9 protein-coding genes and 1 tRNA gene are annotated in these 13,027 nt (G+C 36.9%); 6 read left to right on the plus strand and 4 right to left on the minus strand.

Translation table 11 applies throughout. The annotated features are described in order from the left end of the window. The 4 genes from X927_RS07375 to X927_RS07385 form a co-directional block, all read right to left on the minus strand. Nucleotides 1-442 (minus strand): ABC transporter permease family protein (locus tag X927_RS07375; RefSeq protein ID WP_146026597.1); only part of this gene is annotated, 442 nt, incomplete at its 3' end. 58 nt (nucleotides 443-500) lie between these two features. Then, a complete protein-coding gene (locus tag X927_RS07380) occupies nucleotides 501-2,390 on the minus strand; it encodes an ABC transporter substrate-binding protein (protein WP_169925196.1) in 1,890 nt (629 codons plus the stop codon). A 520-nt stretch (nucleotides 2,391-2,910) separates the two neighbouring features. Next, the gene (locus X927_RS10215; RefSeq protein WP_169925197.1) at nucleotides 2,911-3,051 is read right to left on the minus strand and encodes a hypothetical protein; all 141 of its coding nucleotides are present in this window, start codon (nucleotides 3,049-3,051) and stop codon (nucleotides 2,911-2,913) included. A gap of 43 nt (nucleotides 3,052-3,094) precedes the next feature. Then, nucleotides 3,095-4,984, minus strand: coding sequence for an ABC transporter substrate-binding protein (locus tag X927_RS07385; protein WP_169925198.1), 1,890 nt, complete (start codon nucleotides 4,982-4,984; stop codon nucleotides 3,095-3,097). A gap of 720 nt (nucleotides 4,985-5,704) precedes the next feature. On the opposite strand from X927_RS07385, the gene hutH reads away from it, so the two are divergent. From hutH to X927_RS07415, 6 genes are all read left to right on the plus strand, one after another. Then, nucleotides 5,705-7,231: a histidine ammonia-lyase gene (gene hutH / locus X927_RS07390; RefSeq protein WP_103077448.1), complete on the plus strand. Its 1,527-nt coding sequence runs from the start codon at nucleotides 5,705-5,707 to the stop codon at nucleotides 7,229-7,231. 17 nt (nucleotides 7,232-7,248) lie between these two features. Continuing rightward, nucleotides 7,249-9,276 (plus strand): urocanate hydratase, encoded by a 2,028-nt coding sequence (locus tag X927_RS07395; protein WP_103077449.1) that lies wholly within the window; start codon nucleotides 7,249-7,251, stop codon nucleotides 9,274-9,276. A 12-nt stretch (nucleotides 9,277-9,288) separates the two neighbouring features. After that, nucleotides 9,289-10,188, plus strand: coding sequence for a glutamate formimidoyltransferase (gene ftcD / locus X927_RS07400; RefSeq protein ID WP_103077450.1), 900 nt, complete (start codon nucleotides 9,289-9,291; stop codon nucleotides 10,186-10,188). 1 nt (nucleotide 10,189) lies between these two features. Then, nucleotides 10,190-11,464: an imidazolonepropionase gene (gene hutI / locus X927_RS07405; RefSeq protein ID WP_169925199.1), complete on the plus strand. Its 1,275-nt coding sequence runs from the start codon at nucleotides 10,190-10,192 to the stop codon at nucleotides 11,462-11,464. Between the two features lie 56 nt (nucleotides 11,465-11,520). Next, nucleotides 11,521-11,609: transfer RNA gene (locus tag X927_RS07410), tRNA-Leu, on the plus strand. Between the two features lie 219 nt (nucleotides 11,610-11,828). After that, complete coding sequence (locus X927_RS07415; RefSeq protein ID WP_103077452.1) at nucleotides 11,829-13,010, plus strand: ComEC/Rec2 family competence protein; 1,182 nt, start codon at nucleotides 11,829-11,831, stop codon at nucleotides 13,008-13,010. Nucleotides 13,011-13,027 lie beyond the last annotated feature (17 nt).

Consider the following 13,027-nt stretch of genomic DNA (forward strand, 5'->3'; position numbering starts at 1 on the left):
TGTCTAATGTTTGTGCCCATGCCTTGTTTTTAAAGTATCCTGCAAGTGCCCCTATTATACTTCCTACTAACCAAGAGAGGATTGTAGTTGTTAATAGTAATCCAGCCGTCCAGGGCAGTGAGTCCATTATTAGCTCCATTACAGGTACCGGAAATTGAAAGAGTGATGGCCCAAAGTCTCCATGTAGCAGTCTTCCCCAAAAGGCAACGTATTGTTGGAATATCCCTCCTTCTAATCCGTACATCTCTGTGAGCGATTGCCTTAATGCTTCAACAGCCGCTGGGTCTAAGAAGGCTCCTTGTGATGTCATTTGACTGATTACTTGTTGTACGGGATCAACCGGCGTTAGCCTGGGTACAATAAATACCACCGTTATCCCTACGAATACTACAACTAGAAATTGTATTATCCTTGGTAGCAAGTATCGCTTGAAAAATAGCAAGTGTTACACCTCCATAATAAGCCCCCCGAGGGGGGCTTAATGTATTTATCTGTAGCCCTTATTTTCTCCCTGTTGGTTCAAGGAAGGGGAGTACGTATTTGAAGTTTGGCCAGTGATGATAGGGAATCATATACGGATTTTCGGCACCAGGGTAATTAGTCCAATAATACTCATCCCATCCTACTACTCCAGGATATCCGAAAGCTGGAACTGAAGGCATTTCTTCTATAAGTATTTTTAACCCTTCGATACCTAATTCCATGTTTTCCTCACTATCCCAGTCTACCTTTTCCATTCCTTCTATAACCTTATCCATCCTAGGATCTGTCCATCTACCTCCTGCAGGACCCATGCCAGTCACAGCATTATTCCCTATCGGTTTGTAGTATTTCGAATGCGTACTCGAAAAAACACGATACAAATCAGGATGACCACCCCATGGCTCAGATGCAGGCCATTGGTCAGTAACCTCAAAGTTACCTAACTGAGCTATACTCGCATATTGTTCGCTAGGATGAATCGAAACCTCTATACCAAAGTTTCTCCATTGTTGTGCTGCAGCAAGCGAATTCCTGTGTTGCGGATGTGAAGGATTTGGATGAGCTTCAATATTAATTTTCCAAGGTGTACCGTCTGGTAACAACCATTTGCCATTTTTATCTCTTGTAAATCCATTCCTTTCTAACAGTTGTTCCGCTACATCAGGTGCATATTTCCACCATCCTGGACCAAACATCTCTTTCAATGTTTCTATATCGTTTGGTACCTCGTATCCTCTTTCCCTCGCATATTGAGCTGCTCTTAATGTCGCCGTTGGATCGTATGGTTTGAATGGTTTCCCATTAACTTCTATGTCTAAGGTGAAATTCTTCAACCAATCTTCTAATGGTTCATAATAAATCTCTTGGTAATAAGGTATTGGAGGAACATGAAGTACACCCATAGGTGCAGCACCATCAAACGCTATCCCTATATAATCTACTATATCTATTGCAAGAGTTAATGCCCATCTTACATCTTTTATGTTGTATGGATATACATCGGTATTGAATACAAAACCTGTCATACAAGGATCCGTGTTAACTACCCATGGGTATTCTATTCTGTATCCTCTTGAGTATGGATTTCTTTGAACAAGTGCCCTGAATGCTTCCATTGTTAAATCTGCCATGTCTAAATTATGGTTGGCTTGTGCAATTACTTGGTTTGTAGCTTCTCCATAGTAATAGAAAAGTACGTATTTTGGTTTTGGTTCACCAAACAACATCCCAGTTGGCGTCCTATCCCAGTCTTCCCTCTTTTCCCAAAGTGTCCAATAACCAGCGGCATCATAATCTTTTAAAATATATGGACCACTGCTTACAGGAGGGTTGAAATCAAAGGATAAGGGATCTTCTACTTTTTCAAAAATATGTTTTGGGAAAGGCCTCCATGCTCCCCATCTGTCTACAAAATTGGTGTGGAACCGGGCGTTAGGTTCTTTCAGTTCAAATACTACTGTGTAATCATCTGTTTTGTATACTTTATCAATATACATATCGAACTGCTCATGATAAGACATTCCTTGATGCTCCATGGTAGTTTCAATACCATATACAATATCATCCGCAGTAATTTCAACACCATCACTCCAATAACACCCTTTCCTTAACTTAACCGTCATCTGTGTGAAGTCTTCGTTGTAGATTGCACCTTCTGCTGCAAGAGAATTAATAACTTCTCCCCTGGCAGGTTCCATCGTCCATAATGGTTCCAGCATCAATTGTTGAACCCCTCTATCAGGATTTCTCCAGCTAGTGGTAAATACGTTAAAAATACTCGGGGAACCTACTCTTCCAGTTAAAACGTTAGCAATGAGTGTTTCTTCTCTTGGAATCCCAGCTACTTGTGAAAATCCTGCAACAACAAGTAACACAGAAACAAAAATCACCAATAAACTCTTTTTCATTCTTTCACACCTCCTAATGAGTTTTTTACCTTTACTTTGGCATTTCTTCCCAAAGTAGTAAAAATAAAAGTTTATTAATACCCCCTTTATCCCCTTTTTCGCTCTTTGAGCTTCAAACAAAAAATCATAGAATTCTCTATTAGAAATATTTAAGTGAAAAAGCACAAGCAATCATTGGTAAGTTTACCAAATAAATTAATATTCGAATCAACAATAACCCATTTTCGTTCTTCATAATTTATTTTTTAAAAATCAAAACATTCATTGTCTTTGAATTAAAAACCAAAGGAATTTTATTAAATCCTACAATTAAACAGCTTTTTAATCTAACCTATATTTTTTATTGCAGTGTACCAAAGTGGATTTTTAAAGTTTTAAAGAAAACAAATGTCTAAATAAGTTCAAATTTTGTTCAAAACGATTATACGTGAGTTAACTTTTTTTGTCAACCATTAATTTATCCAATCAACTAATATTAGAAGCAATTACGAGCAATTATTTGCGATTAGGAAGCTTTTTCTTAGTTTTTCTTGAATTTTGAAAAAAATCGTTTTGTAAGATTTCGGTCGAAATGAGCTTTGATTTGTTTTAGTTCTGCAATTACAAATTCATATGGAACCTTTTCACCATTCACAGTACACAGGAAAAGTTTCGTGATCATAATAAGCCCCCCGAAGGGGGCTCAATGTATTTATCTGTAGCCCTTATTTCCTACCTGTTGGTTCAAGAAAGGGGAGTACGTATTTCAAATTTGGCCAGTGATGATAGGGAATCATATACGGATTTTCAGCGCCAGGATAATTCGTCCAGTAATACTCATCCCATCCTACTACTCCAGGATATCCAAAAGTTGGAATTGAAGGCATTTCTTCTACAAGTATTTTTAATCCTTCCATACCCAATTCCATGTTTTCCTCACTACCCCAGTCCACCTTTTCCATTCCTTCTATAACCTCATCCATTCTAGGATCTGTCCATCTGCCTGGTGCAGGGCCTAAATTAGTAATAGCATTTTCTCCTATAGGTTGGTAGTAGTTTGAGTGCATACTCGAAAAAACACGGTACAAATCAGGATGTCCACCCCATGGTTCCATTGCAGGCCATTGGGAACTAACCTCAAAGTTACCTAACGCAGTTACACTCGCATCTTGTTCGCTGGGAGTAACTGAAACATCTATACCAAAGTTTCTCCACTCTTGTGCCGCAGCAAGTGCATTTCTATGCGATGGATGTGAAGGATTTGCATTGGCAATAATATTAATTTTCCAAGGTGTACCATCTGGTAACAACCATTTGCCATTTCTATCTCTTGTAAATCCATTCCTTTCTAATAGTTGTTCCGCTACATCAGGTGCATATTTCCACCATCCTGGACCAAACATTTCTTTCAACGTTTCTATATCGTTTGGTACCTCATATCCTCTTTCCCTTGCATATTGAGCTGCTCTTAATGTCGCCGCTGGATCATACGGTTTGAATGGTTCTCCATTAACTTCTATGTCTAAGGTGAAATCTTTTAACCATTCTTCCATCGGTTCATAATAAATCTCTTGGTAATAAGGCATTGGTGGGATGTGAAGTGCACCCATAGGCGCAGCACCATCAAACGCTATCCCTATGTAATCCACTATATCTATTGCAAGAGTTAATGCCCACCTTACATCTTTAAGGTTGTATGGATATACTTCGGTATTGAATATAACACCTGTCATACAAGGATCTGTGTTGACCACCCATGGGTATTCTATTCTGTATCCCCTTGAGTATGGATTCCTTTGAATGAGGGCTCTGAATGCTTCCATTGATAAATCCGTCATGTCTAAGTTATGGTTAGCTTGTGCAATTACTTGGTTTGTAGCTTCTCCATAGAAATAGAAGAGTACGTATTTTGGTTTTGGTTCACCAAACAACATTCCAGTTGGCGTCCTTTCCCAGTCTTCCCTTTTTTCCCAAAGTGTCCAATAACCAGCACGATCATAATCTTTTAGAACATATGGACCACTACTTATCGGAGGGTTGTAATTAAAGGATAAGGGATCTTCTACTTTTTCAAAAATATGTTTTGGGAAAGGTCTCCATCCTCCCCATCTGTCTACAAAATTAGCGTGAAATCGTGCGTTAGGTTCTTTCAATTCAAATACTACGGTGTAATCATCTGTTTTGTATACGTCATCAATGTACATATTGAACTGATCATGGTAAGCCATCCCAGGGTGTTTCAAAGTTAGTTCAATATCATATACAATATCATCGGCAGTAATTTCAACACCATCACTCCAATAGCATCCTTTCCTCAACTTAACGGTCATCTGTGTGAAGTCTTCGTTGTAAATCGGGCCTTCCGCTGCAAGAGAATTAATAACTTCTCCTCTGGTGGGTTCCATCGTCCATAATGGTTCCAGCATCAATTGATGAATCCCTTGGTCAGGGGTTCTCCAGCTACTGGTAAATATATTGAAATTACCAGGGGAACCTACTCTTCCAGTTAAAATGTTAGCAATGAGTGTTTCTTCTCTTGGAATACCCGCTACTTGTGAAAATCCCGAAACAACAAGTAACACAGAAACAAAAATCACCAATAAACTCTTTTTCATACTTTCACACCTCCTAACGAATTTTCTTCCTCTACTTTGGTTTTTCTTCCCAAAGTAGTAAAAAAGTCTATTATTTAATACCCAATTTAGCCCTTTCAATCCTCTTATACTTTATACTTCATATTTCAAACAAAAAATCATAGAGTCCTCTATTAAGAAATTTAAGTGAAAGAGCACAAGCAATCACTGGTAAGTTTATCCAATCAATTAATATTCGAATTAACAATAACCCATTTTTGTTCTTTATAATTTATTTTTTAAAAATCAAAACATTCATTGTCTTTGAATTAGAAACCAAAGGAAGTTTATTAAATCTTACAATCAAACAGCTTTTTCATCTAACCAATATCTTTTGGTATATGGCACCAAATTAGATTTTTAAAGTTTTAGAAGAAGGAAATGTCTAAATAAATTCAAATTTTGTTCAGAATAATTATATGTGAGTTAACTTTTTTTGTCAACCATTAATTTATCCAATCAACTAATATTAGAAGCAATTACGAGCAATTATTTGCGATTAGGAAGCTTTTTCTTAGTTTTTCTTGAATTTTGTAAAAAATTGTTTTGTAAGATTTCTTTAGATTTTCTTGTTTAATCGACTTAGATTGTTTTTAATCACCATTAATCGGCTCTATTTAGAAGTGAGAAATTTTTTTCATGATGTTATAATTTTGTTAGAAGATGTAAAATTTTTGTTCGATCGAAAGTGAGGTCTTATACTTGAAAGAGGTCTATATAGACGGCGAACATCTGAGTTTGGAAGATGTGATTAATGTAGCTAGACATTATTACGAGGTGGTAATAGATAACTCTGCTTTTGAGAATATTAAGAATTCTAGAAAAGTTGTAGAAAAGTTTGCAGAAGAGGAAAAAATTATATATGGTGTGACTACTGGCTTTGGAGAACTCTGCAATGTTTTCATTTCGAACGATAAAACAGAGAAATTACAAAAGAATCTGATCAGAAGTCATGCATGTGGAATCGGGGATCCTTTGGATATAGAAACTGTTAGGGCGATTATGTTGCTTCGCGCGAATTCTTTGGTCAAAGGTTTTTCTGGAATAAGGTTATCCACCATTCAAACTTTGATCAATATGATCAACAAGAAGGTTCACCCGGTAATACCAGAAAAAGGGTCTTTAGGAGCAAGCGGTGATCTAGCTCCATTAGCCCATATGGTTTTACCGATGATGGGAGAAGGAGAGGCTTATTACGAGGGCAAGCGGTTAAGCGGAAAAGAAGCTATGAAGTTGGCGGGAATAGATACGATAAATCTTGTTGCAAAGGAAGGCCTCGCTTTGATAAATGGAACACAAGTTATGACTGCTATAGGTGCATTATCGATATACGATAGCATAGAACTTTTAAAAACGGCAGATATAATTTCATCGTTGAGTTTTGAGGCATTGAACGGTGTCATCGAGGCTTTTGATGAGAGGGTACACAATCTAAGACCTCATAAAGGGCAGATTGAGTCCGCTAATAATTTAAGGAAAATACTTGAAGGTAGTAAAATGGTGTCTCATCAAGGCGTATTACGGGTTCAAGATGCCTATTCCTTGAGATGTATCCCGCAGGTTCACGGTGCTTCACGTGATGCGGTAAATTATGTGCAAGATGTCATTGTGAAAGAGATGAATGCAGCAACCGATAATCCTTTGATATTTTCAAAAGAAGAAGAAGCAATATCCGCGGGGAATTTTCACGGCCAACCAATTGCATTGGGCATGGACTTTTTGGCGATTGCTTTGTCTGAAATTGCAAATATATCAGAAAGACGAATAGAAAGGCTTGTTAATCCTAAATTGAGCAGGTTACCTCCTTTTTTGATAGAAGAAAGTGGCTTGAATTCTGGATTTATGCTTGTTCAATATTCAGCCGCGTCGTTGGTTTCAGAAAATAAAGTCTTAGCCCATCCTGCAAGTGTTGATTCAATTCCTTCTTCTGCAAACCAAGAAGATCACGTTTCTATGGGTACAATTGCAGCGAGAAAAGCGAAGAATATACTAAACAACGTCCAAAAAGTATTAGCTATGGAAATGCTCTGTGCTTGCCAAGCCATAGACCTACGAGGAAACAAAGGTTTAGGAAAAGGTTCAAAGATAGTTTATGATATAGTTAGAGATAAAATACCGAAGATAAACGAAGACAGAGCGATGTACGAAATGATAGATAAGAGTGAAGAAATCTTAAAATCTTGCATAATCGTTAAAGAAGTGGAAAAAGAAATTGGTAAATTACTTTAAAGAAAGGAGAAAATATCATGGTGAACAATATTGATATTTCTAGCGCAATGTCCATTAAGTTGGATGATGAACTTCCTCCTATGCCTAAATTCTTAGAAGGTATAAGAAGGGCTCCTAAAAGACCTTTGAACTTATCAAAAAGAGAAGTAGAACTAGCCCTTGCAAACGCTTTAAGGTACGTGCCGGAAAGTTTGCATGAAGAATTGGCACCAGAATTTTTACAAGAGTTGCTTACTCGAGGTAGAATTTATGGATACAGGTATAGACCTGAGGGCAACATTAAGGCAAAACCTATAGATATGTACAAGGGTAAGTGTATTGAAGGAAAGGCATTTCAGGTCATGATCGATAATAACTTGGATTTCGATGTCGCTTTGTACCCTTATGAACTGGTAACCTATGGTGAAACCGGTCAAGTTTGTCAAAATTGGATGCAGTACAGGTTGATTAAAAAATACTTAAAAGAACTAACAAGAGAACAAACCTTAGTTGTGGCTTCAGGACATCCCCTAGGTTTGTTCAGATCAACTCCAAATAGTCCACGGGTGATAATAACAAATGCCTTGATGGTTGGGATGTTTGATGATCAAGAACATTGGATCAAGGCACAAGCTATGGGTGTTGCCAACTACGGGCAAATGACTGCTGGAGGGTGGATGTACATAGGACCTCAAGGTATCGTTCATGGTACTTACAATACCTTGTTGAACGCGGGAAGGTTGAAATTAGGAATACCCCAAGATAGTGATCTAAGAGGACGCTTGTTTGTTAGTTCGGGTTTAGGTGGAATGAGCGGTGCTCAGGCAAAAGCGATAGAAATCGCAAGAGGGGTTGGGATAATTGCAGAAGTAGATTATTCCAGAATTCAAACAAGGCTCAACCAAGGTTGGCTAAAAACTTACAGCAAAGATTTGAACGAAGTTTTTGAAATAGCCTTCGATCATCTAAATAGAAAAAAAACCATTTCCATCGGTTATTATGGTAATATTGTAGATCTATTGGAATACATTGCAAAGAAAGGTATAAAAGTAGATTTGTTATCAGATCAGACATCTTGTCACGCCGCCTACGAGGGAGGGTACTGCCCTCAAGGCTTGACTCATGAAGAGAAGAATCACCTCTTAGAAACAAATAAAGAGAAATTTGTTGAATTAGTCAACAATTCATTGAGAAGACATTTTGAGCTTATAAAAACAATGGTTGAAAGGGGAACCTACTTTTTTGACTATGGGAATAGTTTCATGAAGGCGGTTTTTGATGCAGGCGTGAAAGAAATAGCAAAAAATGGCTTGGATGAAAGCGAAGGATTCATCTTTCCCTCGTATGTGGAAGACATAATGGGACCATTAATATTCGACTATGGTTATGGACCTTTCAGGTGGGTATGTTTAAGTGGAAAACGGGAAGATCTATTGAAAACGGATAAAGCAGCGATGGAATGTATAGATCCCAATAGAAGGGGCCAAGATAGAGACAATTACATATGGATTAGAGATGCTGATAAAAACAATCTCGTTGTAGGTACTCAAGCTCGGATCCTTTACCAGGATGCTATGGGAAGAATGAAGATAGCTCTTAAATTCAATGAAAAGGTTAGAAAAGGGGAAGTTGGCCCCATAATGCTCGGAAGGGATCATCACGATGCAGGTGGAGCTGACTCTCCTTTTAGAGAAACGGCGAATATAAAAGATGGGAGTAATATAATGGCAGATATGGCAACCCATGACTTTGCTGGAAACATAGCAAGGGGAATGAGTTTGGTAACACTGCACAACGGAGGCGGAGTTGGTATCGGTAAAGCCATTAACGGTGGTTTTGGATTGGTTCTTGACGGAAGTGAAAGGGTGGATGAAATAATAAAGAACGCAATTCCATGGGATGTTATGGTTGGGGTTGCCAGACGATCATGGGCTAGAAATGAAGCTTCTATAGAAACATCAATAGAGTATAACAAAGAAAACAAAAACACGGACCACATAACTTTGCCATACATTGCTGATAAAAATATGATAAAAGATTTGGTTGACAAATACTATGAGGGTTAGGAGGTAGATGTTTTGAACAAAATCGTTGAATGTGTTCCTAATTTCAGTGAAGGAAGAGATAAAGAAAAGTTAGAACGGATTGTAGATGAAGTAAGAAAACAAGAAGGAGTAAAATTATTAGATTACTCTATGGATAAAGATCATAACAGAAGCGTAGTTACTTTTGTGGGAGAACCTGATATGGTAATAGAAGCAGCTTTTAACGCCTGTAAAAAAGCGGCTGAGTTGATAGATTTGAGAACTCATAAAGGTGAACATCCAAGAATGGGAGCTACAGACGTTATCCCACTCATTCCAATAAAAAACATAACTATGCAAGAGTGTGTAGAATACTCTAAAAAATTGGCAAAAAGAATAGGAGAAGAGTTGAATATCCCCGTAATATTGTATGAAAAATCAGCTAGCCGACCCGAAAGAGAAGATTTAGCCGTTATAAGAAAAGGTGAGTTCGAAGGGATGTTTGAGAAATTAAAACAAGAAGAGTTCAAGCCAGATTTTGGCCCAGATCAACCGCATGAAAGTGCAGGAGTTACCGCTGTGGGGGCAAGAATGCCTTTGATAGCTTTCAACGTGAACCTGAATACCAACAATTTAGACATTGCAAAAAAGATAGCCAAAGCGGTTAGAGGAAAAAGTGGAGGATTTAAATACTGTAAAGCGTTGGGTTTTGAATTGAAAGAAAGGAATATAGTCCAAGTTTCCATGAATATGGTTGATTACACAAAAACACCTTTGTATAGAGTATTTCAAGTGATAGAAAACGAAGCGAACAGGTATGGAGTGAGCGTTGTTGGAAGTGAAATAGTTGGGTTAGTACCGTTAAATGCCCTTGTTGATACCGCTGATTACTTTTTAAAATTAGAAGATTTCAGCTATGACAGAGTTTTAGAAAATAAAATTTATGGTGATTGATATGGATGAAAAAGCTACTTTAGTGATAAAAAACATTTCAAATTTAATAACCATGAGAGGGCCTAATAGACCAAGAAAGAAAGAGGAAATGTCAGAAATTGGCTTAATTAAAAATGGAATCATTGCTGCTTCTAAAGATAAGATAATCTATGTTGGAAATGGAGAGTTGCCAAAAGACATAGAAATAGCTCAAGATGCAAAAATTATAAACGCCCAAGGGAAAACTGTAACACCCGGTTTAATAGACTCTCACACTCATTTGGTTCATGGAGGCTCAAGGGAATACGAATTATTTAAGAAGTTAGAAGGTAAAAGTTACTTAGATATTTTAAATTCTGGGGGAGGAATATACGACACCGTCGAATCAACTAAAAAGGCCTCTTTTGAAGAATTACTTAAAAAGGCAGAAAAGAGTTTAAATAGAATGTTGTCTTATGGAGTAACAACCGTTGAAGCAAAAAACGGTTACGGGCTTGATGATTTTAACACCGAGTTGAAACAGCTTGAGGTTATAAAAGAACTCAATAGAATTCATCCCGTAGATTTGGTCCCAACTTTTCTGGGAGCCCATGCTGTACCTAAAAAGTACGAAGACGACGTCGATAAATTCGTAGATATACTCATAACAGAAATGATTCCATATGTTTCGGAAAAAAATCTAGCTAAATTTTGTGATGTATTCTGTGAAAAAGGAGTTTTCTCAGTTGATCAATCCAGAAAAATACTATCTGCTGCAAAAGAACGCGGTCTATTTCTCAAAATTCATGCAGACGAAATAGAACCTTTAGGAGGTGCCGAATTAGCTGCTGAGTTAGGTTGTGTTTCGGCTGATCATTTGGTAGGTGCAAGTGATGAAGGCTTGAAAAAAATGGCCCAGAACAATGTAATAGCCACACTTCTTCCCACAACAACCTTCTTTTTGCAAAGTGAGAAGTATGCAAAGGCCAGAAAGATGATTGAACTTGGTATACCAATTGCATTGTCGACCGATTATAACCCAGGAAGTTCGCCTACAGAAAATTTACAATTGGTTATGACGTTTGGGGCACTAAAATTACATATGAATCCAAGGGAAATAATTACATCGGTTACTATTAATGCGGCTTGTGCACTGAAATTAGAAGATAAAATTGGTAGTTTGGAAGTAGCTAAAAAAGCTGATATGGCGATTTTCGATGTTCCCAATATAGAATACTTAATATACCACTTCGGAGTAAACCACACTCAAACTGTCATAAAAAATGGAGAGGTATATGATATGACCTCGGTCTCTTGACAAAGCCTATAACGTAGTGTATAATAATTTTGATATATTAACATAAGCAACTTTTTGCCGGGGTGGTGGAATTGGTAGACACGTATGGTTGAGGGCCATATGAGTATTTACACTCGTGCGGGTTCAAGTCCCGCCCCCGGCACCAGAATGAAGGATCGTGTTTTACGATCCTTTTGTTTTTTGAATTAATTTTATTATATTCCTGATTGATAATCTCACTTCTGATTTCTATCTACTGGGGGGTAAAAGTATAGAAAAGAAAACTGAGGTTAACTTTCCCTTTTTTATTGAATTATTTATTGCCTTTTCTTTGTTATTAGTACTTTCCTACTTGAATAAAGCCGCTGTATTAATAGGTTATATTTTGTTTCTTTTTCTTTTAAAACTCTTGGAGGAAGATAAATTAAAAGTCTTTTTAATCGCTATTTTATTGTTTCCTGCCTTGTTATACATTCCCATCAATCTAAATTCAGAAGTAGGTATTTTAGGAAAAATTATAGACAAAAGAGGAAATTATTATACAGTATTTTCAAAAAAAATCTATTATGAAAATCAATGGCAGAATTATAGGAATTATTATAAATTTTACTATGGTGAATTCAGCACCGTTCCCATCACCACCGGCAAAAACGTCTACATATACGGGACAATTGAAAACGATTTTCTTAGAGCTGAATATGTGGCTCCTGCCAACAACAATTCGATTATGAAGATAAAAGATCTTGCAACTAATAGATTGTCTGAAAACATTCAAAATAATGAGGCACTTGATATACTGACGAGCTCTTTTATGGGTAATATACGGGATAAAGAGGTATTTCAAAAAACAGGAACTCTGCATCTATTTGCCGTTTCGGGTATGCACGTTTACATAATTTACTCGATGATCAGCTTCTTTCTGAACTTTTTTATCTTGAAAAGGAATCTAAGACTCATCTTATACTCCACTATCATCACTTTTTATTTGGTTTTTACCGGATTCACCCCAAGTTCTGTACGGGCTGTATTGCTTTTAGTTACCTTGAACTTATTCAGACTTTTCGACGTCCCTGTTAGCTCTTTCAACATCTTAGGATTAATAGGATATCTCAATCTTTTGTTAATTCCCAATAATCTTATGAACGTTAGCTTCCAAATGAGTTATGCTGCGACTTTTATGATTTTATTTACAATGAATCATGTAGAATATCAATATTTTAAAGCTTTGTCTGTCCCCATAGCTGCATATGTCGGTATATTTCCTATAGCTCTAATACACTTTGGAGAAATTTCTTTGATTGGACTTTTCATAACGCCTATTCTAACCCCTGCTATTTCATTACTAATCTTATGTAGCGTTCTTTCAATATTATTGCCTTTCAATTTTGTTCATTCTTTTTCAACTTTTTTTGCATTATCAATAAAAAATTTCGTAAATCTTTTTACCTTTTATGAACCGATTGAATTTAGTTCTTTATTTATCCCGCTATTTTTATGGAGTTTGATCTTTTTACTTTATGTCTGGCTTCTTCAAGTTAAAAAAAGAAAAAAGGCCCCAATTAAATAGAGGCCTTTAATTTTGAA

This window comes from Petrotoga mexicana DSM 14811, assembly GCF_002895565.1.
Taxonomy (GTDB): Bacteria; Thermotogota; Thermotogae; order Petrotogales; family Petrotogaceae; genus Petrotoga; species Petrotoga mexicana.

Coding starts and splice junctions, on each gene's coding strand:
- hutI (WP_169925199.1), top strand. CDS start 10,190: ATGGATGAAAAAGCTACTTTAGTGATAAAAAACATTTCAAATTTAATA.
- X927_RS07385 (WP_169925198.1), bottom strand. CDS start 4,984: ATGAAAAAGAGTTTATTGGTGATTTTTGTTTCTGTGTTACTTGTTGTT.
- X927_RS07380 (WP_169925196.1), bottom strand. CDS start 2,390: ATGAAAAAGAGTTTATTGGTGATTTTTGTTTCTGTGTTACTTGTTGTT.
- X927_RS07395 (WP_103077449.1), top strand. CDS start 7,249: ATGGTGAACAATATTGATATTTCTAGCGCAATGTCCATTAAGTTGGAT.
- X927_RS10215 (WP_169925197.1), bottom strand. CDS start 3,051: ATGATCACGAAACTTTTCCTGTGTACTGTGAATGGTGAAAAGGTTCCA.